The organism is Hyphococcus aureus, from assembly GCF_042643165.1.
Lineage (GTDB): Bacteria > Pseudomonadota > Alphaproteobacteria > Caulobacterales > Parvularculaceae > Hyphococcus > Hyphococcus aureus.
Map to the genome: position 1 here is coordinate 262,327 of NZ_JBHRSH010000001.1, position 24,995 is coordinate 287,321.

Consider the following 24,995-nt stretch of genomic DNA (forward strand, 5'->3'; position numbering starts at 1 on the left):
CTCATCCGGCCAGTTGACGCCTGTAGTCTTGCTGGCGATTGTCGCGAGCGCAGCGTCAGCCGCTCTCCGCCTCAATCGCACGAAAGCGATACACGCGTGTCATCCATCAAGGGTAAGCCCCCCGTCGTTGCAACGCAGCGTGAAGAACACCCCGCGGCGCTGCATGTCGTCTTCTATCTTAGACTCCTGACTTGCCAAAATGGCCGATCCGGCTCTGGCGCATTTAGTACAGTGACTGATGCGAAATTTTCCCAGCGTAGATTGCCGCACCGCAGAATAACCACATAAGTACGGCTATAATCGCGCAGCTACCGCTACGTTTCGCAACGGCGAAAGTCAGAACAAAGGAAACCACAATGGAGCTCCAGCTATCGACCTGGCCGGAAGTCGAAGAGTATCTGAAGCGTTCAAAGCTGATCGTCATCCCAATCGGCTCTATGGAGCAGCATGGCCCGACAGGATTGATCGGAACTGACGCAATTTGCCCCGAGGTGATCGCCCACAAGGCAGGGGACATATCAGGCGTGATGGTCGGCCCAACCTTCAGCGTCGGCGTGGCGCAGCACCATATGTCATTTTCCGGCTCCCTTTGCCTGCGCCCAAGCACCATGATCGCTGCAATGAATGACTGGGCGAACGCTCTCGCTCATCACGGATTCACCAAACTGGTCTGGTTTAATGGTCATGGCGGCAATATCGCCACGATCAACGCGGCGTTCTCAGAATTTTATCATCTGCGCAATTATGCGCCCGCGAATAATGGCGAACGTGTCCGATGCACCCTGCGCAACTGGTGGGACTTGCAAGGTATCGCAGAACTTTGCGCGAAGCTCTATCCTGAAGGCCATGGACAGCATGCGACCGCTTCAGAAGTCGCCGTCACTTATTCGCAATATCCAGAGCGGCAAAGAAACGATCCGCTGACCCCGAAGATTGCGCCTGTGCGCGCGCCGTTTTCGGACGCCGCCGATTATCGCGAGAAATATCCAGACGGACGGATCGGGTCGGACCCCAGCCTCGCGCGCGCCGAAGACGGCGCATTGATTGTGGAAACTGCCGCCAGAAGCCTCGTCGAGGAAATGCAAGGACTTGAAGCCTGATCAGGCCCCTTACTTCAACCCTACATACGAACAAAAAAAGAGCCGGCGAAAAATCGCCGGCCCCTTTTTTTACGGCGAAATGAAAACGCCTATTTCTTGGCTTTCTTCACATATTTATCGAACCAGTCAAATTCCTCCGCGAGCACATGCAACCTGCTCTCGCGAGCCGCATAGATGTGATCTTCATAGGGCATCATCACCAGACGGGCATTGCCGCCCAGACCTTTCAACGCATGAAACATGCGCTGGGACTGGATCGGATAGGTGCCGGTGTTGCTGTCGATTTCGCCATGGAACATGAGGACCGGTTCATTAACGTCCGGCGCATGCATGAAGGGCGACATGGTCATGTAAACGTCCTCGGCTTCCCAGAAGGTCCGCCGCTCGCGCTGGAAGCCGAAGGGCGTCAGAGTCCGGTTATAGGCGCCGTTCATGGCGATGCCCGAGGCGAACAAGTCGCTATGCGTCAGCAGGTTCATGGTCATGAAAGCGCCGTAACTAAGGCCGGCGGCGCCGATATGATCGCGATCTGAAACACCCATTTCAACAAGTTTGTTGATGGCGGCGTCGGCATTGGCCACAAGCTGAGGCACATAGGTGTCGTTGGCTTCAAGGCCGCCCACGATCGGCATCGCTGCGTTCGCCAGCACAGCGTATCCCTGCGTGATGAACAACATATAATCGGTCGCAGTCGACTCCGACATGCCGGAATATTTATAGGACGAACCGCGGACCTGGCCTGCCCCGTCCTTGTTTGCGAACTCGCGCGGATACGCCCAGACAACGGTCGGAAGGCGCGTACCTTTTTTGTAGCCTTCCGGCAGGTAAAGCGTACCGCTCAACGGAATGCCATCATCGCGAACATAATTGATCTGTTGCTTGATCGCTTTTGTCAGCGCCGACTTTGGCTGGCTGAAATCAGTTAGCGCAGTCCGTTCGCCGCTTTGAAGATCACGCAGAAAATAGTTGGGATAATCTACGCTGGTTTCAAAGCTCGTAACGACTTTCGAGGCGTCATCGTCAAGAACCGCAACGATCTCTTCATAATTTTCCCCTTCTGTCGCGAGGAGACGTTCGGTCTCGCCGCTTACAAGGTTGTAGCGGTCCAGAAACGGATGATCGCCATCCGCAGAACCGCCTTCACCGGCGAGATAGATCCAATCGCCATTCTGAAGGAGAACGTCGCCGCCCGCTTTCGCAACCGGCGAACCCGGATCGCCATACCAGTCGTCGTCATTGTGCTCCCACAGGATTGACGGCTCGGCGCCTTTGTCAAATTTAATAAGCCACATAGTGCTGGCGCGGGTCGCCCAGGCGAATTGCTTGGCCATCGCGGCGCTGCCGTCTTCGGTGAACTTGAACAACGCATGAGAACGCCAGTCGCTGTCGGGGCTGACCAGACGGCTGGTGGTTTGCATCAGCTCTCTGGGTTTGCCTTTGAATGGAGCGTCCAGAATTTTAACACTGTCGCGAAACTCGGCCTCGTTCTTGGGATCGCCGCCGTCTAGCGGCTCTACATAAACCAGTCCGGCGGACGAGCCTGGACGCCATTGGAAGCCACGCGCGCCTGTAGGCGCCCAGCCCATCGATTCCGGGCCGGCATTGTTCATCGGCAGGGAAGCAACCTTCTTGATCACCTTTCCCTTGCTGTCGAGGATTTCCACTTCTTTCGGGAAACGGCTCGCCGGCACAAGATAGGAGTAAGGCTCGGCGATGCGTATCGACAAAAAGTATTTGCCGTCATCCGACTGCGAAAGTTTTTCATAAATTCCCGGTTTGCCAAATGCGGTCGCATCGCCTGTCGCGACATCAACCACCATCGGCTGGGAGGTCATGTAATATTTATAGAGCGTTTCGTCATATGTATTGGTCAGGAGGTTGGTGAAGGTCCATACGGGCGCCTCGACACCGTCAGTCTGCTGAATCGCAGGGCCTGCCGGCACACCCATTTTCGGCGCAGCGCCGCGATCTTTAGGCACGAAATGACAAAGAAGATGCGCATTATCATCCATCCAGGCGCAAGGCGCGTCAGACTCGCTGTCGATGCTGCGCGCCGCGTTGATGGAAAGGCCTGAAAGCGCCCTGGCCTCGCCTGACGACGCCTCTACAACCCAGAGTTCAATTCCAGTGGCGGCGGTATGCAGGAATGCGAAGCGGCTGCTGTCGGGGGACCAGAGCGGCGGACCCAGTTTCTGATTTGGGGCGGTGACCGAAGTTTCGCCGCCATCGCTCAGGTCAAGAAGCTGATAGGACGTGCCGGTGCCGGTGTAAGAGGAGTTAAGGTCATAACGCGGCGTGTTGTACGGACCGTTCGTTGTTACATTGACGCGTAGGCCGCCAAGTTTGGCCATCGGCGCCGCGCGGTCTTCGATTGACGGCATCGCCTTCAACGGCGTCACCACCATCCAGCGGCCATCGGGACTGACGCTGGCCGCCGGCGGCGGTGGAATATCAAGTACGTCGATCGCCGCTTGCGGCGGTGAGCGGTAGCCTTCCTGGCCAAAAGCCGCCGCCGAGCAAAGGCTAACGGTGATGGCGAGCCCAACAGTCGTTATTCTGGATCTGATGATCATGGCGTTTCTCTCAAAAGCTTGTGTGATTTGTTGGAATGTCGGCAACGAAGGCCGGCGCCGCGTAGCGGCGCCGGCCAACTCGTCATGCAGGGCTAGAAGGACTTCGTCACACCGACGAAGAAGTTCCGGCCTACATTTTCATAGAGAGAGCCGTCGAACGTACCGGCATAGACGCTCGGCAGGCGCGGCGGATGTGTGTTCAGCAGATTGTTGATGCCAACTTGCAGGGTGACGCCCTGATCCGGCAGCTCATAACCAACAAACAGGTCATGGTAGAGCCGCGAAGGAACGCCGCTGACATTGTACTCATCCGTACGTTGAACATCGAGTTCAGCCGAACCGACATAACGCATATTCCACACGACCGTCAGATCGTCGAGGTTATAACTCGCCGAGAAACGGCCGCGCCAGGTCGGATCGTCATATTCACCGTCCTCGATTTGCAGGGAGGATGGATCGGTTGCATCAACAAGCTCTTCCAGCTCCATGAGATACACGAGCGAAAGATTGAAGCCGAGCCCGCCGGAAAGCGAACCGGAAACATCTTCAAGATCGAACCCGTAAGCCGCGGAGAAGTCGATGCCTTTGGCGGAGAGCTTCCCGATATTGACCTGACGAAGGTCAATCCGCGAGACAACATACGGATCGGCAAGACCCGGGAAGTTGCCGCGCGTCACGAGCGGACAGAAGACATTGTCGAGGCTGGGTGAGTCGACGCAGTTGTCGACGATCTTGTTGCCGTCCAGGGTCTGGATGGCGTCATCAATGTCGATGGTCCAGTAGTCAGCAGAAATACGAAGGCCCGGCACAAAGCTGGGCGTGATGACCCCGCCGAATGTCCAGGAATTCGAAGTTTCTTCAGTCAGATTTTCATTGCCGCCGATGACGGTCAACAGAGCAAGCGTCGACGCCGGATCAGTCCAGCCCACTGGCACGCCATAGGAACGGCAGTTCGCGACACGGCTCGGCGAGCCGAGATTGATCTGGCTGGCGTCGCAAGGATCGTTGGCGATGTTCAACGTGCCCCGGCTTTGCGGACCATACAGCTCAACAATGTTCGGCGCCCGAACACTCTTCGAACGAGTGACGCGGAAGCGGATATCCTCACTCGGCGCCCAGCTGCCGCCAAGTTTCCAGGCGAGCGTGGAGCCAATGCTGCTGTAGTCGGAAAACCGCATTGCGCCTTCGATTTCCAGCGACTTCGCCAGGAACTGGTCTGCAAAAATCGGCGCCACCGCTTCGATGAACGCTTCTTTTACCGAAGTGCTGGCTTCAACGGGCTGCGCGCCGTTGTCGGTGCGATAGAGCTCGCCGCGGGCGGCGAGACCGTCATCCTGCGCCGCCAGCTTGTCTTTGCGATATTCGGCGCCAAGAGCGACGCTAAGTGGACCAGCAGGAAGCTCAATCAACGGACCGGTGATCTGGAAACCGGCGACCGCCTGTTCGTTTTCGACCTTGCGTGACAGCGTATAAGAATAATACGCCTTGTCTTCTTCTGAAATCATCCCGCCCGTAAAGAGATTGAGCGGCACACAACCAGCGGCCACAGCCGAAGCATCAGCGCACATGGCGCCGCCCATACCATCCGAAATCGCATCGACCGCCTGGAAGTAACGCGCCTCGATACGGGTATTCGCAATCGAGTAGTTCTGGGTGCGACGGCCATACTGATAGAAGACTTCCCAGTTGAACCGGTCAGCGATTTCACCTTCAAACCCGACATCGGTGGTGAAGGTGTAGCGCGAGTTGTCATACTGCTTGTTGCCAAGACGATCTTCCTGCTCGGTGCCGACCGTAAGCGAGGTCAATCCATTTGCATCCATCAACGCAGTGATTTCGTCCGGTATTGTCGGGTTGTTGCGGTCGAGAACAATCCCGGAATCGAAAAAGCTTTGACCGTTCGTCTTTGTTTCCGCGAAGGAGAAATCAACACCGGCGACAAACCGTACGGAAGGCGCAACTTCATAGCTGATATTGGAGATCGCCGAGAAAACAGTCCGCGGCGTGCGCAGATTGCGTTCCTTGTTATTATAGCCATATGGACCGCCCGAGCAGCTATTGCCGTAGCAATTGGGGTTGCTCAAAGCCACAACGCCGCCGTCATAGAAATAGCGCTGATCGCCAATAACAAAAGTCGGCTCATAAGAAATCGAGACCGAATGAGGATCGGAAATGATCAGGCGATCAGGAATGCCGTCATCCGGGCCGGTATTGGCCGGGTTGTTGACGAAAGTGAACGCGCCGTCGCCGGAAGCGTAATCGCGATCCGTATATTTGAGTACTTTTGATTCCTGTGCGGAAAGGCCGAAACTTGCATAACCCTTGCCGCCAGCGAATTCGCCGCCGCCATTCAAATAAGCGGCATAGGTTTCAGCGTCGCCTTCCTGGGAGATTCCTGCGCGAACTGTGGCTTCAAGACCTTCAAAATCCTTCTTCAACTTGACGTTGACAACGCCCGAAACCGCGTCAGCGCCGTAAACAGCCGAGGCGCCGCCGGTGATGATCTCAATGCTTTCGATCATGCCGGGGGGGATTGAGGAAAGATCGACCTGCGAGCCTTCGCGAGAGCCGGAAACCCGGCGGCGGCCGTCAATAAGGACCAGCGTACGGTTCTCGCCGAGACCCCTGAGATTGATGAAGCTCGAGCCGATATCGCGGTTAAACGTATCGTTTGAAGACCCGAGACCAACGCTGATCTGCGGGTTCTGCATAATGATCGAACCGGTGTCGATAAGCCCGGTTTGCATGATCTGGTCGCTTGAAATCACCGTTGTCGGCGTCGGCGTATCAAATCCGGTCCGGGCGACGCGCGAACCGGTGACGACCACCGTATCCGCCTGTTCCGTTGCCGGATCTTGCGCAAACACGCCTCCGGCGCTGAATAGCGCCGCAACGCCACCCAACAATGATCGTTTTACATTCTGTTTTGACACAGTTGCCCCTCGTCTTTCCAGCTTTGCGCTTTTCCGGAGCGAGATGACTATCACCCCGCCCTGTGTAAGGCCGCCGGAAAACTCCGTGTCGTCGAGCAACGCTACGAGTGCTTCTTCAACCGTGTACTGACCGATGACGGGATTTACCCCGCCTTCGTTTGCAAGCTCTTCAGGATAGATGAGTCTGGCGCCAGTTAACTCAACAAACTGATCAAGCGCAACGCCAAGAGTACAGCGCTCGATATGGAACTCATATCGATCATTAGAATCCTGAGCGAACGCGCTTGACGCAAACAAGACAGTCACCGCCAACACTCGGCAGAGTACGTTCATTTGCCCCAAACCCAGCCAATCCCCGCCTATTGGCCCTGCCAACAGCACACGCTGGAGATATTCAATCCGGCCTCGCTGGATAAGACTTTTCAAAAACCAAAACAGCCGACCATCCTTCCGATTTTTATGTAATTTTTATTACTTCGGTCCTGGCTGCGTTTCTTCCCTCAGTCGTTTTTATTTTTTTATCAGCTTCGTCCGGCTTTTCATCGCTTGCCATCCACATGTTGTTTCCGCATGACGCAATGACAAAAAACTGGCGAAGCTCTTTATTCACCCGCCTCAGCCATTCTCACAAGACGCACTTTTTTGGCGCTGACCCGTTCCGCCTGAAGGCCGGCCATGATCTCAAGCGCCTCGAACATTTCATCGACTTCGCCAATTTTAAAATAGCCGGACACCGGCAGGTCCCGAAGCGTTTGATCGTCAATCTCAATAACAATATCGGTGTAACGCCCCACATCGGCGATCACATCCGCCAGGGGGTCACCGGAAAACGCCAGAACCCCTTGCCGCCAAGATAGCTTGCGGGCAAGCGCCTCCGGCTCAATTATATCGACACTCTCAACATCGTTTTTGATTATGGCCGTCTGCCCAGCGCTAACCGCAGTGGCAGACTGCGGCGTAACCGTAATTTCCTGCTGCAGCGCCGGCGTTTTTTCCGGAAGAAAGACAACCTTGCCTTCCGAGACAAGCACATCCATTTCACTGTCATTATTGAGGCGAACCGTGAAGGCGGTGCCCACGGCCACAACACGCCCTCCGGGCGTTTGCACCGTAAAAGGCCGATCCTTGTCGGAAGCGACTTCGAAATACGCCTCTCCGCGCAACAACCGAATATCACGGGTGTCTTTAAGATAAACGTATTCGACATGACTATTGGTGTTGAGCTCAATGACAGACCCATCGGGTAAATCAATTGTCTGCTGTTCGCCGATCGCAGTTTCAAATGAATTGCGGTGAGGATTGGAAAGATTGCTTTTAATAACAATCGACAGACCTACAGCGCCAAGCACCGCCACCGACGCCGCGATACCGGTGAGAACGGACCGTCGCCCAAAGACTCCCAATCGCGCCCGCGCGGCGTCCTTGGCGAGCAACTCCGTATTTTCGTCAGAAACAGCGTAATCCGCCAGCACCTTGGCTTCATCAAACGCGCCCCACAACTTCAAGAGCCGTTCAAAGGCCTCCCGATTCCGGGCGCTGGCGCCGCGCCACGCCAGAAAGGCAACGCGATCGGCGGCGGAGACATTATCCTCCTCGAGGCGAACCAACCAATCGGCCGCCTCGGCGTCGATGCTCTTTTGATCCGGCATCGTTGAAAGTGTTTCAGACTTACGCATCACTATCGCTTTCACTGGCGCCGCCAACACAACCGGCGATTGCGTATACCGCGCCATCACCGCTTGGACGCCCGCTTTTTACAGCAGGAATCGCGCCGAATTCTCCTGGCTCATACCCCTGCTTGCGCAGATGAGCCTCACACATCAACAGGGCCTCAGCCACATGCTTCTTCGCGGTACTTACCGACACGTCAAGCCTCGCTGCAATCTGCGCGAGCTTCAAATCCTCAATTTTCCGCATCCAAAAGGCCCTGCGGTAGTTAGGCGGCAAGCTGGCGATAGCCTGCGACAGGGCCGCTAGTTTCCTCCGGGTGTCGAGCTGGGTTTCCGCTGAGATCCCTGCTTCGTCCATATAGACGTCTGACCCCCCCGAATCTTCGATAGAATCGGTGGTTGTCCGGACTTTTTTTTTCAATTCGCTGAAAGCCAGGTTTTTGGCGGACCTGAGCAGAAACGCTTTAGGCTCAAGAATCTCCGTCTTCATCTCAGCAGCGAAACATTTGATGAACACCTCCTGGGTGAGATCTTCGACATCCTCCTCGCGGCGGAAGTATCGCGCAAAAATCCGCCGGATTGCGGTCTCATTGTTCAAAAACGCCCCAAATATCTTAGACATATGCCAAAATCTACGCTCATAACCCGGTCTTAACGTCATATTAGGCGGTAAAATTTCTGCATTATCCAGCCACCTTCGAATTTTTTAAAAATTGTTTTTAAAACGCTCGGCCATTTGCGATTCTGAAACGTCTAAACAAAGGGCGTGCATTTTTATTGCTGCAGCCACGCGCTCGCTGCATTGCCGCTGGCTCTTTGGCCCGAGGTCGTCATTTTCTGGCCCGTATAAGCTATCCTTGCGCTGGCGAATGCGCCGGGCGTTAATGGTCCTTTGTCTTGGAAAGCTGATCGCCGGTTGACCAGTTTCCATGCAGCCCCTGTCTGATGCGGATTGGCAGCTTGGCGCGAGCGATCGGCCCTTCATGAACGCGTTGCGCGTCAAAGAACGCCAAATCCGTATAGTTCGTCACATGATTGTCGATCAGAGCCACAATATACCCGTCACCTTCGGGCGCATCCGCATGTCTGGGAATAAAGCACGGCTCCTGAAGCGCACATTGCGACCCGGCCCACCATGTCTTTTCCGCGCCGGTGGCGTGATCCTTGTGACAAAGACTGTTGGTAATCGCCATGAAGGCGCCGCCCGGCCCGTCATATGGCTTCGACACATCGAAGACGAGCATCCAGCCATGGCGATAAGCGCGCGTCGCATAGCGGTCGTCAATGCGGGGAAATTCATCCGCCTGCTCAGTCAGCTTTTCTACGCTTTCAAAGCCGTCAGCGTTCGATGAAAGATCAACGGTCCAGCGTGTGAGATAACTCATGCCGCCGACAGGATCGAACGGCGCGCCGGTCACATCCGGAAAAAATGGAAAACTGTTCTTGGCTGCGATCGCGAGGTCGTAATGTATCTTGGTCCCATTGTTAAAGGCGTTCATGGCGTGTCCTGTGAAACAGTTTCCAGGCGCCTGGAACCACCGCATGTCTGCTTCAGTGGCGCCTTCCTTACGAGGCAGAACACCGAGCCAGACCGGCATGGAATGATCGAAGCCGAAATACGGCATATTGCGTTCAAGCCGTTCCATGTTTGTGATGCACGGCATGACGTTGAAGACGGCGTAATCCTCGGTGACGCCAAAATCATGCATCATACACAAATATTTATTCCTGAACGGTATTTCAAACAGCAATTTCCCATCAGAATCGATTTCCATATAGGACATGTCCAGCGTCAGCGGACCTTTGGACATATATGAAAACGCACACATATTGCCCGTCGCCGGATCGATTTTAGGGTGAGCGCAAAACGTCTTGCTTTCGAGCTTCCCGTCAAAATCCGTGTAGCCGAATGTTTCGAGCGTATTGGGATCCATCAACAAAGCGGGGCTGTCTTCTTTCATGGCGAAGAGTTTCCCGGCATGCACCATGACATTTGTATTCGCCGTGCCGCGTATTTGTCCCTTGACTGACGGATCATCAGTTAAATGATTTCGATACGCCCCAAACAAGGATTTTCCGGCCGCGTTTTCCAGCTTCCATTTATCGGTCTGCGCATAGCGTTGCTTGAAATCCACTTTTCCATTGCGCACCCGGAACATGCTGACCATGCCATCGCCATTGAAAAACTGGTCGTTTTCTTCCCTGGGCGTGAATTGTGTATCCGGATGCACACGATGAAAGGCGCCGTCAATTTCCGAAGGCATTTCCCCTTCCAACTCCAGATCGAGAATATCGCCTTGCAGCCGGAGAGGGCGCATCGCGCCTGTAAAGCCCGGATTGTTTGGAAAATGCGCCATCTGTAATCCTTTCTTGAAATTTTAGCTCTGTATGTTTCGAGCGACAACCTTGGACAAACCAAAGACACAAACCGCTACGAGCAGCGTGCACCCCGCCAGCACAAAATAGGCGCCGAGGACATCGTCTGCGCTCGATACGAAATAGGCGCCGATTATGGGACCTAGAACGCCGCCTGCTTTTCCGACCGCATTCGCCCATCCGCCTGCGTTCGAACGGATAGCGGACGGATAGAACAGCCCGATGATCGAGACGACACAACCGTGACCTCCATATTTGAGGACCATCCCGGTGAAGATAACCGGCGCCAGCATCGCCGGCCCCAAGACCCCAACGCCAATGAGGAGGAAAAACGGCGTCGCGAGAAGCGGGAACAGAGCCACCCAGGCGGGCCCCCGAATTTCCGTAAAGCGAAGCAGAACGACGCTTAACACCGCCCCCGCCAAACCGCTGGAGGCGCCAAGAAGAGCAGCATGGTCGCGCGCCATTCCCAGTTGCTCAAAAAAGATCGGCCCCCAAAGCGCCCCGAGATACGCGGCGATGGAGCTGAAAAAATAACTGCCCCAGATAAATGGCGTTATGAAAAGAAGCGGTCCGCGAAACAGGTCGACAGGGTTAAAATTTTTCTCCGCCCGCTTCTCATCGGTCAACACATAGCCTTCATATTGCGAGGGATTGAAAGCGGGATCGACCCTTTGCAGGATCGGCGCGATTTTTTCAAAAGAAGCGCTGCGGCTGGCCAGAAACCGGGCCGATTCCGGCAAAGTCCTTACAAGGATAATGGCCATCAACAATGTCATGGCGCCGGCGGCGATAAACGCCATTTCCCAGCCATAAGCCGGCGCAATCAGGTTCGTCAGGGGGCCTGCGAAACTTCCGCCCAGCGTAAACCCGAACATAACCAGCGCCACCGCAGTCGCGCGCCGGGCCGAAGGCATCGCTTCGATATTGAGCGCCCATGCGACAGGCAGCAGCCCTCCGATCGTCATTCCGCCAAGCAACCGGACGATCAAAAGCTGCTCAAAGCTGGTCGACAAGCCCATAGCGATGGTGAGAAGGGACGCGAGCACAGTGCAGACGATAATCACCGGCCTGCGGCCAATACGATCAGCGATATAGGTGCAGATCAACGCACCGACGATCTGCCCTACAATACTCGATGAAAAAACCAGCCCGATTTCATCCGATGTAAGATGCAGCTCATCACGGATGTAGGGCGCGACATAGGCGATCAAGCCAAAATCGACGCCGTCAAAAAAGGTCACTAGGCAGGACAGGATAATCAGCGTGGTATGAAACCGGTTGAACTTTCTGTTTGCAAGAAAGTCGGACAGGTCGAGGATTTTCGGTTGACCTCGTAATGTCGCCTCTGTCATCGACGCGTTCTTTCTGTGTCCATCTTATCGACTGTCCGCCATCGGATAACGCGCCCCAATTATGGCTGCTGCGTTTTAATTGTCTGAATTGCGGACAGCGACGCCGTTCAATTCGAAATTTGCGCCGCCCATCAGCCCGGCCACACCGACAAAGGTTCGCGCGGGCAAAGGCCCGCTGAAATATTCGTCATAGATCGCGCTGAATTCGTTGAACGAGTCGAGATCGGTTGTAAAAACCTGCACCCAGACGAGATCATCCATCTCGAACCCCGCAGCCTCGACAGAGTTTTTAAGCGCATCGAGGACCAGTCTGATCTGTTCACGCCTTGTGGCGCCGGGCTTTCCTGTCGCCGGGTCCACATCCAAGACGCCGGCGATATAAAGCGTGTCGCCAGCGAGAACGGCGGAACTGAAAGGCGGTTTCGCGTCAGCGGGCACGCCGGCGGGCTTGGGTCCGACCGGCGGGAAATGTTTCACTTTCTCTGCGCTGGCTGGCGTGGCCAGTAAGCTCGTCATACATACAACCATCGCGCCAAGTCTCCTTGTGAGTTTCAACCGCAAACCTATTCCCCTCGCGCCAGATAAGCGGACAGGTCCCGCAGGTCCGCATCGCTGATCTCGGTCTTGCGAAAGAACGGCATCAAAGCGTAGCCGTTGCGGACAAAATAGGCTGTGATTTCCGGCGAAAGATCGGTTCGTTCTTCCAGCGCAGCCGGGCGTTCGCCGCCATATTTAATAGCGAGCGATTGCGTGCCAGGGTGGCCGGGCCCCGGATCGTGGCAAGCCGCGCACCAGTGATCATAGACATCTTCGCCGTTTTTAATGTCGGTGGTGTCAGGCGAAGCGATTGCGGCCTCCTCCGCCTGAATGACGATGGCGCCATTGACTTCAGGCGCAGCAAAATATTTTACACCGAGGCCAACAATAATGACGGCGCTTGCCGCCAGCGCGATCATCACAGTCTTGTTCACCGCGCATCCCCTCGGTTGCGTCGCGGCCAGATGCCGTAGCGGCCAGGCGAGACAATTCCATTCGGATCAAGACTGTCCTTTATCGTTTCATGAAATCTGCGCAGCGCGTGATCGCTAAAGGAATAGGTGTCCATGACTGCGTCGTAATAGGCGACCGGCGTGCGGTATTCCCCCCAGCCCCGCTCGGCGGCGCGCGGGATAAGCTTATGAAAGGCGCGGCGGTATTTTTGATTTACCGCTGGGTCCTTCGATGTTGGAAACACGAAGATCATCATCAATGTCCGCTCCCAGACGCAGCCGGGAAGACCAAAGGGAGGAACCGGCAGCCCTTCTTCTTTGAAGATTTCCGCAAACACTTTGTTCGCTTCGAAAATCGCCTCGCCTGTGCGCGGGATGACGGGCGAAAACGCCTGATGTCCGTCGAGCGGTTCCGGCCTGCCCTCGGTGCGGATGCCATAATTGAAGACTGACAGGCTCGGGATGCCGAAAGTCGGCTTGTGCACTTTTTCCAGATCGGCGTCCGACAGGGGGAACCCGTAAATCTCCGGCTCACCAATTTTGATATGTTTGATTTCCGAAAATTTCTCCTTGGCTAGCTCCCATTGCAGGCGGACCATGCGTTCCGGCCCGTAGAATTTGACCAGCGCACTCCAGCAGCTTTTGCCGGTTGATTTTACCCGCTCCGCGATCAGGGTGCGGGCGGTCTCGTCGCCGCTATAAAACGCATCATGCAACGCCCGATCGACGGTCCTTGCATCATTCGGGTCGGCGCCTTGCGGATCCGCCGGAACCCGCCGCTGCAATAGGGGGCTGCCAAAACCCGGCATGCCATTGACGATTCCGGTGTTCTCCAGATGGGTGACAATGCGGACGAGATCGGACAGATCCTCATACCTGTCGGCGTAGAACCGTCCGATGAGGCAAGCTTCGGGCTCCGGCATCATCCAGAAACCCATCTTAGTGACGACCCCGAAATTTGACTGGGAAAACATCCCGTCAATCCATGGCCCAAAGCCCGGCTTGTATTGTTGCCATGTCTTTGCGTTTGGAAGCGCGCCCATGCCGGTGCGCAACAACTCACCATTCGGCAGGACAACCTCCATTCCGCAATGGGCGTCGAAATGATTACGGAACTGCGCGCGCGTATAGCCGCCGCCGCGATCCAGCGCATTGCCGATCGGGCTGCCCCAGCCAGGGTCCGGACAATCGATCCAGAGCTTGGCCTTGCTGGCGCGGATTTCACGATAAAGATCGAAATAGCTGACGCCGGGCTCCACAAGCACAGAGGCGTTCTCTTCATCAATATCAAGCACGCGATTCATCCGCTTGAGATCGAGAACCACGCTGCCCGATAGAGCTGGCGCCGAGCCGCCATAGCCAAGATTCTTTCCTGTGGAGATCGGATAGACCGGCACCGAATTTTCGTTGGCGATGCGCATGACGGCCTGAACTTCTTCAACGCTGGCCGGCGCAATGGCTGCCGACGCCCGCCGTTCTTCCGGCTCACCCCAGAAAGGAGAATAAGCGTCGCGATAAAGGCCGACATCTTTTTCAGACGTAAACACCCACTCGGACCCGATCGCCCGTTTGAACGAATTGATCGCCTCATCAAACTGCGACTGGCTGACGTCAGGAGGTAAAAGCATCGTCTGCCCTTGAAACGCCGTTACGAGAATTCACGATTTCGCCATTGCAATTGCGCGCTTCGATCCGGGGGTGTCGCGGGCGCCCAGCGGCTGCAACAACCAAAGGAGCGGCGTGTCGCCAGCTTCGCTTTGATTGACGGCTATTGCTTTGCGCCCGCGTATGACGGGAAGCGCCGCCAAGTGCAGCGCCGAAGAAAAGAGCGCTCCAATCGCCATGTTCTCACCGGCCGACATCGCGAAGATGTTGCGGTTGACAGAGGCGAAAGGACTTAAGGAACCAGTCTGCCCGGTCATGGGAAGCGATGACCGGAACGTGCAGACCAGCCCATAAGACCGCGCAAGTTGTTCCAGACAAAAGAACGCGCCGGCAAAAGTAACCCCGATGACAGGTCGCGGAGCATTGCGCCAGGACGGTTCGAGATGATCGATCCATGGCGCGCCAATGTCGCCTGTGTACCGAAGAATAGAGACGCTGCCCCTTGCCGCCACCGATGCCGCGTCCGCCGCGCCGTCGATTGACGAATCGATCAGGAACAAACTCACGTCATGAGATACGGGCATTTGTTCAGCGCCGAAGGCCCTGCCGGAAACCATGGCGGAGCCGAAGGTTGCAATGCCTATTCCGCCTCCCACAAGAACGTCTCGCCGCAGCACCATTTCCTACCTTTTTTGCTTCAGCGCCTTGGCGGCGGCGCATCTTCACAACACAAAAATAACCAGCCTAACGGGCCGGTTCAGGCTCAGCCTTTAATTCAACAAGCGCGCCATCCGCTTCCAGCTTTTCACCGGCGAGCCAGAACATCACGCCGGCCAGCACCGGCGTCACCGCCCCCAAAAGCAGCGAATAGCGTATCGCGGTCGCGCCAAGCTCAGGCGTCAGCGCATCATTCAGCATGCCAACAATAAGCGGTCCAAAAATCTGCCCCAGCAGTCCCGTAGAGAAGACCATGATCGAGGTCGCAATCGCCCGCATCTGAAGCCGAACAACACTCACCCCCAGCGCGAATACAGGCCCCTGATAGACAAGCACGAAAAAACTCGAAACGATGAAAGCGGGCATCCACAGAAAAGCCGGGTCGCTTAACAGAAACACCGCCTCCGCAGGGCCGGCGATGAAGCAGGCTATCGCCGGGATGCGCGCGCGCATTTTTGGACGGTTACGGCCAAGCCGGTCGATCAGCAGCCCACCGGCGATGATGCCGAGCACGGCCACGCCGCCGCGAACAATACCGATCACCGAGGCGATCTCCGTCAAATTCATGCCATGCACGCGTGACAGAAATGTCGGCGCCCATGCGGCGGCGGCGTAAAGGTTAGCGCCCATAAATGTCGAACCGGCGACAAGCAAAAGATAGGTGCGCGAACGCATCAGGAAGCGCGCCGTCTCTAATACGGTGCTGGTCTGAAACGCAGTTGCGACGGCTTCCTTCCCACCGCGCACAGGCTCGCGCACCGTCAGGACAAACAACAGCGCGAGCAAAACCCCTGGAATGCCTGCAGCGATGAACATCGCGCGCCACCCATGAATATCGCCGATCCAGCCGACGATGGGAAAGAAGACGATACCCGAGATCGCGCTTGATGTGCCGAAGATCGCCAGCGCCAGCGCACGGCGTTCGGCACGAAACAGATCAGAAATAACCGACGCAGAGGGCGACAGCCCCGCCGCCTCGCCCGCGCCCATGAGAAAGCGGGCGATCGCCAGTTGCCAGATATTGGCGACAAAGCCCGACAACATTGTCATCAGACTCCAGAAGCCAAACCCAATAGCGATGATATTACGCCGGTTATACCGGTCGGCCGCCCAGGCGATTGGCACGCCAAGGATCGAATAAAAAAGGACGAAGGCCAACCCGCTGACAAGGCCAAGCACGGTGTCGGAGACGTGCATCTCCGCCTTGATTTCAGGAAGCGCGAGACCAAGGAGCGAGCGATCAAGATAATTAAACGTCGCGATCAGCGTGAGAAAGCCCAAAGCATAAATAGTTTTGGGGCGCCAATCATTCTGGAGATCCGACCTTGCATCAACTGTCATGCAAGCACCTGAGCCGCCAGCTTCGATTATACGGAGACTTGCGCGCCGACAGCAGCCAGCCCTCACATCCGATCTTTTCCGTCCGGCCATGCATGCTGTCAGGACTTGTCTTGCTTCGACAACGCCTTTGCGATCACCGGATGCGCATAATGCACCGGCATATCCTGACGATAAGGCCAGGTTTCGCGCTTTTCGCCCGTGAAATAATCTGGGCCCAGCGGATCTTCCGGATAAAGCACCTGCGCCGGGTGGAGATGGGAGTCCGTATGGGCCCAGCCTGTCTCATAATCCGCCTGCCACTGAAGCACATAGTCGAGCCGTTTGATCTTCCAGACTCCGTCTTCACGGACATAATCGTTTTCGTAAATGCCCGATTCCATGAATTGCTGCGGCACGCCTTCCGGCTTGTATTTGCGGATGTCGTGCGAACCGCCGAGCAGGATGCCGCGGAAACGGCCCTTGGCGGTCTTGCGATCGTCGGCGACGGTGATGACGTCTTGCATCTGAATGTGATCGAACAGAAACCCATCATCGGGGCCTTCACGCCCTTGATTGAAGAGTTGCTGGATCCACTCGCAATAAAGTCTGCGCACACCGGCGTGCCCTTTGTAGACGCCGGAAAGGAATACGACTTCTCCATCTTCGGCGAAGAGATTTACGACATCATCATAGTGGCAATAGTCGATATAGTAGCCGTAAGAAAAATGAATCCGTTTGATGGCGTTGACATCTTCAAGCTTGTCGAGCCTATCCTCGAGCTCTTCGTTTTTCTTGAGAAGAAGGTCAATTTTATCCACCTGGCGTCTCCTTAGTTTATACGTTGCGTTTACTGATGGCGATCCGTCAAATCGGGCCAACTATGAGCGGCGCCTATGCGGAAATCCGCTCTGCATCGGAAGCTTGACTGCCGGAGCGCCGAAAACGCCGAACCTTCCTGCGCTGCAACGCCCATGCGCGTCCCGCGCGCATGGGCGATCCTTCTCTCCCCTCGGCGCTTCGTTAGAAGTTCCGCTTGACGGTCAAGAACCATTCACGCGGCCTTGACGGCGTCCCTGTTACGTAACCTGCAGCCGCAAAAATATCGAACTTCGAGTAGTAGAAGAAGTCATCCGTCAGATTGCTGACCCCGATTGACGCCTCCCAATCCTCGTCAGCAGTGCGATAAGTCAACCGCGCATCGAGAATGTTGCGGGATTCAAGCCGGTTGCGAGGATCGTTGACTGCGCCGCCGAAACTACCTGACTGGTAGTGATAATCGAGGCGCGGCGTCAACGAACCGCTGCCAACCGGAAACTCATATTGAATGCCTAAATCCGTCTGCCAGTGCGGCGCAAATGGTAGCTCCATATCCAATGTCAAACTGGAAGCCGTCGCTTGCGGCAAAAGCTCGGTGTACTTGCCTTTCAGATAGCTGACGCTCGCTTCAATCAGCAGTCGGTCGTTGGGCGCATAACTTAATTCCGCTTCTCCGCCCTTTTGACGAACGTCGCCGGCGTTCAGGAACACAGAGGCCGGGAACGAGCCCGCAGCCGGGTTATAATCCGGCGACGTGATATCGTCATTTACGGGAAGATTGACGTTGAAAAATGGCGTGCTCGTCTGAATTTGAATATTCGTGTAGTCATTCAGGAAGCCTGCAACATTCAACCGGACGGTGTTGTCAAGGAAATTGCTCTTGAAGCCGATTTCATAGGCTTTCACCTTCTCTTCTTCGAACGGCACCACCTGGTTCGGGAAGAACACGCGAGGATTGACGCCGCCGCCTTTAAACCCGGTTGAGAATTGAGCATAAGTGAAGAAGGACGGAGACCACCGGTAATCGATGACAGCCCGGTAATCCACGATATCCTTCGCGAAAGTCGCGCTTCTCCCGTCAATCGGATTCACCGCCGGACTAAATCCACCGTCAACCAGAGAACGCGTATGAGTGAACGTCTTGGTGTCGTCGGTGTATCGAACACCGCCCGTCACATTGAGGTCTTCTGTGACATGAACGATTGCGTGCGCAAAGACGGATTTGCTCTCTGAATCGACATCATCCGCCGTAACGAAGTCTGCGCCGATCGAGCCGATCAGGTTTCGCCCGCCTTGTACGGCGTTGCCCTCATAGTAATATCCGCCAACAGTCAGATCAATCAGCTCTCCAAGAGTAGCGTTCAGCCGGACTTCCTGCGTAAATTGATTTTGTGTCGGCTTGCCGATCGATTCACTCTTCGGGATCGGGCTTTCGTCATTATCGACCACGAAATAGGATTCGGCTTCCCGATATGACGTGATCGACGTAAATTGCAGATTTTCGGTAAGATCGAAATCAATCGTTCCGGCGAGCCCCCATGAGGTAAGCTCACTCTTTGCAATCGCATCATAACTCGACGTGGCGGTGCCGCGATAGGTGGCGTAGCTGGTGTAGGGGTTGGGGGACTCGAATTGCGGCCCGTACATAACGCCGTTGAGTTCGTTTGCCGCGGCGCGCGCTTCGATCAGGATGCTCGCGCCGGGATCGCCTGAACTGTCGAAATAATCGGCCGAAAGATTGATCTCAAGATTATCCGCCGGCAGCATGCGAAGCTGCGCGCGAAGGCCAACTTCGTTGCCGCCGCCGAGACGGCCGAGGCGGCAATCGCCCGTATCGTCTGTGACCAGGCTAGGCAGCGGCGAGCCCGGATTCGCGCAGGCGTAATCGATACGGTCGATATAGCCATTGACGTGCTTTCCCTTGCCGGAAAGCCGAAGGAAAACCCTGTCCGGCACAATGGTCAGATTGCCAGCCGCTCGAACGCTTGCAAGATCATAGCTGCCGGTTTGCGCTTCGATGAAGCCCGACGTTTCTCCGTCCGGCTTCCTGGAGTAAAGCTTGACGGCGCCGCCGATGGAGTTTTTGCCGGCCAGCGTGCCCTGCGGCCCACGCAGCACTTCCACTCGTTCAAGATCCAGCAGGTCGAACGAATTGCCGAAGACGGTTGAGTAGTAGACATCGTCGATATAGACGCCGACGCCCGGCTCGAAGGCAAAGTTCGAATCAAACTGGCCGACGCCGCGGATGTAAATCTGCGCCGCAGGTCCGAAAATACCCGGCGCAGGCTCCGCTGTGAGGTTAGGCGCCCTGAGATCAGTCAGGTTTGTTTGACCGCGCACGTCAAGCATCTCACCGGTAAGCGCAGTGATTGCAATCGGCGTATCTTGCAGGTTCTGGCTGCGGAACTGCGCCGTCACGACAATTTCATCTGCGGCTTGCGCAGTTGACGGTGTAACAAATGCAGCGGCGCAAGCCAGTGCGGTCAACGAGGCGCCGGTGAGAAACCGGCGTGGAATTCGGCGATCAAGCGACGTTTTCATTTTTTACACTCCCTAAGATATTCGATCGTTATCGGCTTCGTTGATCACGCCAGACGCTTGCGCGGCGCGCATGAAACTTCTCCGCAGGGGTTAACGGGCCTAAAAACAGGGCGGACCCGACCGACGGTCAGTGGTTTTCTTTTTGAGCTGAGGATTGCGTTATGATCGCGCAAGAATGCGCGGCGGAAGGGGCGATCCGCTTGTAGTGAAGCGTCAGTGAAGCTTATCGACGCGAACCGCGAAACGCCGCAAAGTATAGCGCGCTCGCAGCCCGACCCATGTGGCGGCCGCCCCATTCATCCCTCCCGTTCGCGGCCCAGCATTCAGGCCTGCATTTTTGTTTTGGGAGATAATATGCTCTTGACGATGTGAGATCATCGCATATGTTGCGCACGCAGCTTTCTCGAAATGAGACCGATAACCATGGATACGCTGCTGAGCATGCGCATTTTCTGTACGGTTGCTGAGCTCTGCAGCTTCTCGGCTGCGGCGAATAAATTCAACATTGCACATTCTGCTGTAAGCAAACATGTGGCCACGCTGGAACAGCGATTGTCAGCAAGGTTGCTTAACCGGACAAGCCGTCATGTCAGCCTAACTGAAGCTGGCTCAATCTATTTACAGCAAGCGCGCCACGTTCTTGAGCTTGTCGATGAAATGGAAGCTCAGGCGCGCAATACTGCGGTCAAGCCTTCGGGCAATCTGAAAATAAGCGCGCCTCCCTGGTTCGCCAACACGCACTTCGTCTCCTTGATTGCAGATTACCGCGCCGCTTACCCGGATGTGAATCTTGAAATAGACTTTGATGTAATCGAACGTGGCGCATCTTCAGAATATGAAGACCTGGATATCGCCCTGCGCGTCACCAATACGCCCGAGGAAGGCCTGGTCGCGAAACATCTGACAACGTTCACCTTCCGGCTGGTGGCCACGCCCGCATTTCTGGACCGTCAGAAGCGCCCGAACGAACCGGCAGACGTCGATGGCTGGCCATTGCTTCATTATTCCGCATATCCAAGCAACGGCGCTGTCGTGTTTCACAGTGGAGAACGCGTCACCTTTAAACCCGTCATGAGAAGCTCCAGCACCTCCCTGCTGTATATAGCTGTGCTTGCCGGCGTCGGCCCCGCTTTCATGCCGTCAGCGTTGATCGAAAAAGATGTAAAAGAAGGACGCTTGGAGTTCGTGCTTCCGGAAGAAACCGCCTCCCCAATGAAGCTTTACGCCCTGCATCCGCACCGGCCATATATATCAGCCAAGGTCAAAACGTTCCTCAAATTTCTGGAAGCGGCTTACAAATAAAGAATACCAGCGCTGACATTCAGTCCATCGCGCATGCTAAGTTGACTCACTGTGGCCCATCGCGCGCCGATATTTGCCGCGCGCCTCCTCAATAAGCGGATCAACATCTTCTGGAAGCAACAGCCATTGCTCGCAAAGCCGTCTCACAGCGCCCGCAACTTTACGAATATAGTCTTCTTCATCCTTATATCGTTCTTCAATCGAAAGACGCGGATCGCCCGATAAAACTCGTTCTTTCTTATTCCTCGCAAAAGGAAAATAAGCTCCGAGTGCGCAAATTCCCCCTTCAGCATAGCCATCGCGGCGGGCATTCCACCCAGTGTGCGTCCCGAGCGGAACGGCAATATCCGGCACGCGAACGCCAGCAGTCTCATTGCCGTCTGCGTCAATGGCCGACGCCATAACAACATAACTTCGTCCCGGAACCGGCTGCGGCGGCATGACATTAAAATTCATCTGGCTAAGCTCGCTCATCACGCCCGGATATGTCACATTCGGAATATCAGGAAATCCGTAACTCTCGGCCGAAGCCGAAACCAGCGAGCCGTCACGCATATTTGGAAACTGGCTTGGGGGTGGAGGCGCATCTTCACTCACCCATTGATCAAGAGCGTCCACTAGGGCGCGATGCATACTCGAAAAGTCAGCGGGATTGGGTTTGTATTTGCTGGCGGGCGCAAATAACGCATAATCCACTGCAGGATCTCCACCACCGCCATGCTGTACTCCCGCAAAATAATAAAGCCGCACATTTTCAGGTATGGGAATTTCATCGCCCTGCCCGTCCGTCACTAACAAGCTTCCGCGTCCGTGGAAGAAGTCCGTGCTGCTTTCGGTCTGCATAATTTTTGGACAGTTTTTCGACGTCTCGCATCGCGCCAATATGCCATCAGTCACGCCGCTAATGGGATCGGTCGTTGTCGCATAAGAGAACGGAAACTGATCGTGCGGGAACACCCGGTCCTCGTGCTGACGCACATTGCGTCCGGGCTGGGCGAAGGAATAATTGATAAAAGATTTTCGCGATCCGGCCATGCACGCCATCACGCCGTCGAAAACTTTTCCGCCGTGAAGATCTTCATTAAAACCCTGATACAAGAAGTCGCGCAGGAAACGGCCCGATTGCGACAATCCATAAGCCAGGACGTAGTCGATGCCGGGCCGCCCCTCAAGATTCAAAGGATTGGGCGCATCGGCGGCGTCAGCGTTTTCGTATCGCATGAACGAGACCACATCGCGCACGGCGGCGAATCCCAATCCCATCACAGTTGGGTCCCGCGCCGGGTAGATGAACTCATATATGGCGCTTGCATCGAAGCCCGCAGGCCGCATTATCTCAATCTGTGTATTTGAAAGAAAGCGCCAATCACCGTGTGAGATTGTAATTCTCTGATCTTGTGGACGCTGCCGTACGGTCAACACACACGGCGTCTGATCGAATGTGTTAGCCGGATAGCTGAGTGTGGCCACGACCGGGCTTTGTAAATTCTCGAAAACAAATTCGTCGAGGTTGGGGGCAACGATTGGCGCGCCATCATTTGTCGCAACGGGCAATCTCGCCCACATGGAATCTTCTCCGCCGGCTCCATCTTGCCAGCCGGACCAGAGAATTGTGTATCCCTGGCGCATCAGAAAGCCATTGCCGGCATGTGCGGCCAGCGAGGGATCATTGCGAGCGATCATCATCGGGTTATTGATGTCGCGCGGCGCATCATTGATCGTATGCAGACAAGGCTTGAGACCGCGGTTCAATACATCGTAGAAAATACGGCGATTGCCCCGTCGCATGTCGGCGGGTTTTAACAGGTAAAAATCGCACGCATATTCGACGCGGCCTTGGGCGTTTGTCGGCGCCTTGTCGATATTCACAATGCCGGCGTTGAGCGGATGCGCCGGGTCAACATCACCTGTAGCCCGTCCGACAATCTTTTCGTATGCGCCAACGGCGCCGAAGGGCGCCCCTTCAAACGCCTGTTCGACACGGGTTATTTCGATCTTCATATCAACTGCGCCTCACCACATCCCGATTGCGGCCCCGGCAAGGCTTAGGCGACGACCTCCGCCGACCTCTCCGGACCATACTCGTTGACAGTGGCGCGACGAACATCACGCTTGTAGTCATCCGTTTCTAAAGGCGTGGCGCGGTGCAATGTGCAGCGATTGTCCCAGATCACCATATCGCCCTGGCGCCATTTATGGGCGTAGATGAACCTCTCCTGCGTGGCGAAGTCATAAAGTTCATCGAGGAGACCGAGCGCTTCATCCTCAGGCCAGCCAACGATTCCCGACGCATGCCCACCGATGTAAAGCGCCCTGCGGCCATAGGGCAGGGTTCGCACCAGCGGATGGTTTACGGCCGGCATGGTGCGACGCATTTCTTCAGTGATGCCCGTCGCCCCAAGAAGTTCGCGCCCGCGCCAGAAATCATGGACGACAACGAGATCCTCAATATGATCCTTCATCTTCTGTGGAAGCTCGTCATAGACCGCGCGCGTATCGATAAAATGCGTATCGCCTCCAACCGGCGGGATAATGTGTCCGCGCAGCAGCGACCATTTGGTTGGCATCAGATGGAAGGAACTGTCAGTATGAAACCGCTCCGTCGCCTTCGCCAGCCTGCGCCGCTCGCTGTTTCGAGGGATGATTTCGTTATTCTCGTCCAGATTGGAAATGTCATAAAGTTCAGCCGCGATGCGCTTTTTGGGAGCGCCGTTGCTGTCGAAGCGGTCAAGCCCTGGCGGCAATTCAAGCGGGCCGAAAGCGCGGCTGAAGCGAATATGCTCCTCGTCGGAGATGTTGGCGTCGCGGATCACGGTTAGCGCATATTTCGCCATCACCCGCTCTACGGTCTCAACAAACTCAGGAGTAGGCGGGACAGCGAGGTTTGCGCCGGTAAGCTCAGCGGCAAAAATTGGATGGAGAGGGCGGATGTTCACGTTCACGCCGTTTCTCCTGCTGCAACTTCATCGCCATGCGCGTTGTCGCTCGTAAAAAGCGCCAGCAGGACAGCGCGCGCCGCAAGGCAGGCGACAGACTGCTGTTCAGCTCGACAACCAAGCGACTTTTTCATTTCCACTCTCCCTAATGTTTCTTTGTTTTTGACGTTGAGAGCCTGCCGGGCGGCAAAACGCACGCTGGCGCACTGCAGTGAATGTGACCGTTTTGATTCTAAGCGGACGCCCCAGCCATCTCTTTCCCTCCCCCTCCAACCAAAGGCGGCGGGCTACAGTGTTGGAGGACAATATTCCCTTGGCGACATGAGATCATCACGCATGTTGCGCATGCAGCGTTCTCTGAACGAGACAGAAATATATATTTTGCTGATTAATGTGCGCATTTTCTGCATAGTTGCAGAAGCCAAAGCAGCGCCAACGCAGATTACCGAACAGCGCCGGTTACGAAAAGGAATGAAGCGCTCAGTTTGAAATAAGCAGCGGCGCCGAAATTCTATGGCCGTCAAAACCGAAGAAAGAAACGGTCCTTCCCCTCCGGGTCGAAGGATCGGTGCGCGCAATTTCGAGTTAACGGGAGCAACAAATCGTCGGCGCTTTTCGGTTGAAGCGCGTCGGCGCTAACGGTCAAAAAAAGCCTGGCTCGGCCCTCGAAGGCAGCAAAAGCTGACGCCCCCTGAAATGGCGAAACAGATATGAAATCTGGAGCGAGAATACTGGCGGTGGATGTGATACCGATCGAACGCG

General features: G+C 55.6%; 19 protein-coding genes. 3 read left to right on the forward strand and 16 right to left on the reverse strand.

What is annotated here, in order from left to right; genetic code table 11:
• The first annotated feature begins 356 nt into the window (after positions 1–356).
• Entirely contained in the window at positions 357–1,100 is a 744-nt protein-coding gene (locus ACFOOP_RS01180) for a creatininase family protein (protein ID WP_379878891.1), read from the forward strand.
• A gap of 89 nt (positions 1,101–1,189) precedes the next feature.
• Here ACFOOP_RS01180 and ACFOOP_RS01185 read toward each other — a convergent pair whose 3' ends face one another.
• The 13 genes from ACFOOP_RS01185 to ACFOOP_RS01245 all read right to left on the reverse strand — a co-directional run bounded on the left by ACFOOP_RS01185 (position 1,190) and on the right by ACFOOP_RS01245 (position 19,995).
• Positions 1,190–3,673: a S9 family peptidase gene (locus tag ACFOOP_RS01185; protein WP_379878893.1), complete on the reverse strand. Its 2,484-nt coding sequence runs from the start codon at positions 3,671–3,673 to the stop codon at positions 1,190–1,192.
• A 92-nt stretch (positions 3,674–3,765) separates the two neighbouring features.
• Positions 3,766–6,939 carry a TonB-dependent receptor gene (locus tag ACFOOP_RS01190; protein WP_379878895.1) on the reverse strand — a complete coding sequence of 1,058 codons (3,174 nt, stop codon included), beginning with the start codon at positions 6,937–6,939 and terminating at the stop codon, positions 3,766–3,768.
• 269 nt (positions 6,940–7,208) lie between these two features.
• Complete coding sequence (locus tag ACFOOP_RS01195) at positions 7,209–8,282, reverse strand: FecR family protein (protein ID WP_379878897.1); 1,074 nt, start codon at positions 8,280–8,282, stop codon at positions 7,209–7,211.
• Positions 8,275–8,874, reverse strand: coding sequence for an RNA polymerase sigma factor (locus ACFOOP_RS01200; RefSeq protein WP_379878899.1), 600 nt, complete (start codon positions 8,872–8,874; stop codon positions 8,275–8,277). Before ACFOOP_RS01200 ends, ACFOOP_RS01195 begins: the two co-directional genes overlap by 8 nt.
• Positions 8,875–9,157: 283 nt before the next feature.
• A complete protein-coding gene (locus ACFOOP_RS01205; protein WP_379878901.1) occupies positions 9,158–10,633 on the reverse strand; it encodes a lignostilbene-alpha,beta-dioxygenase in 1,476 nt (491 codons plus the stop codon).
• Between the two features lie 21 nt (positions 10,634–10,654).
• Positions 10,655–12,007 (reverse strand): MFS transporter, encoded by a 1,353-nt coding sequence (locus tag ACFOOP_RS01210; protein ID WP_379878903.1) that lies wholly within the window; start codon positions 12,005–12,007, stop codon positions 10,655–10,657.
• A 75-nt stretch (positions 12,008–12,082) separates the two neighbouring features.
• The gene (locus ACFOOP_RS01215) at positions 12,083–12,523 is read right to left on the reverse strand and encodes a RidA family protein (RefSeq protein WP_379878905.1); all 441 of its coding nucleotides are present in this window, start codon (positions 12,521–12,523) and stop codon (positions 12,083–12,085) included.
• Between the two features lie 47 nt (positions 12,524–12,570).
• On the reverse strand, positions 12,571–12,978 hold the full coding sequence (locus ACFOOP_RS01220; protein WP_379878907.1) for a c-type cytochrome: 408 nt from the start codon (positions 12,976–12,978) through the stop codon (positions 12,571–12,573).
• A complete protein-coding gene (locus ACFOOP_RS01225; protein ID WP_379878909.1) occupies positions 12,975–14,624 on the reverse strand; it encodes an FAD-binding oxidoreductase in 1,650 nt (549 codons plus the stop codon). Before ACFOOP_RS01225 ends, ACFOOP_RS01220 begins: the two co-directional genes overlap by 4 nt.
• A 30-nt stretch (positions 14,625–14,654) precedes the next feature.
• A complete protein-coding gene (locus ACFOOP_RS01230; protein WP_379878911.1) occupies positions 14,655–15,281 on the reverse strand; it encodes a hypothetical protein in 627 nt (208 codons plus the stop codon).
• 64 nt (positions 15,282–15,345) lie between these two features.
• A complete protein-coding gene (locus tag ACFOOP_RS01235) occupies positions 15,346–16,659 on the reverse strand; it encodes a spinster family MFS transporter (protein ID WP_379878913.1) in 1,314 nt (437 codons plus the stop codon).
• Between the two features lie 98 nt (positions 16,660–16,757).
• Positions 16,758–17,456: a nuclear transport factor 2 family protein gene (locus tag ACFOOP_RS01240; protein ID WP_379878915.1), complete on the reverse strand. Its 699-nt coding sequence runs from the start codon at positions 17,454–17,456 to the stop codon at positions 16,758–16,760.
• A 202-nt stretch (positions 17,457–17,658) separates the two neighbouring features.
• A complete protein-coding gene (locus ACFOOP_RS01245; protein WP_379878917.1) occupies positions 17,659–19,995 on the reverse strand; it encodes a TonB-dependent receptor in 2,337 nt (778 codons plus the stop codon).
• Positions 19,996–20,418: 423 nt separating this feature from the next.
• On the opposite strand from ACFOOP_RS01245, the gene ACFOOP_RS01250 reads away from it, so the two are divergent.
• Positions 20,419–21,297, forward strand: a complete 879-nt coding sequence (locus tag ACFOOP_RS01250) for a LysR family transcriptional regulator (RefSeq protein WP_379878919.1) — start codon at positions 20,419–20,421, stop codon at positions 21,295–21,297.
• Between the two features lie 36 nt (positions 21,298–21,333).
• Here ACFOOP_RS01250 and ACFOOP_RS01255 read toward each other — a convergent pair whose 3' ends face one another.
• Entirely contained in the window at positions 21,334–22,863 is a 1,530-nt protein-coding gene (locus ACFOOP_RS01255) for an alpha/beta hydrolase domain-containing protein (RefSeq protein WP_379878921.1), read from the reverse strand.
• A 270-nt stretch (positions 22,864–23,133) separates the two neighbouring features.
• On the opposite strand from ACFOOP_RS01255, the gene ACFOOP_RS01260 reads away from it, so the two are divergent.
• A complete protein-coding gene (locus tag ACFOOP_RS01260) occupies positions 23,134–23,346 on the forward strand; it encodes a hypothetical protein (RefSeq protein ID WP_379878923.1) in 213 nt (70 codons plus the stop codon).
• Here ACFOOP_RS01260 and ACFOOP_RS01265 read toward each other — a convergent pair.
• Positions 23,343–24,239 carry a TauD/TfdA dioxygenase family protein gene (locus tag ACFOOP_RS01265; protein ID WP_379878925.1) on the reverse strand — a complete coding sequence of 299 codons (897 nt, stop codon included), beginning with the start codon at positions 24,237–24,239 and terminating at the stop codon, positions 23,343–23,345. The two genes, ACFOOP_RS01260 and ACFOOP_RS01265, sit on opposite strands and share 4 nt — an antisense overlap.
• Entirely contained in the window at positions 24,236–24,367 is a 132-nt protein-coding gene (locus tag ACFOOP_RS01270; RefSeq protein ID WP_379878927.1) for a hypothetical protein, read from the reverse strand. Before ACFOOP_RS01270 ends, ACFOOP_RS01265 begins: the two co-directional genes overlap by 4 nt.
• Positions 24,368–24,995 lie beyond the last annotated feature (628 nt).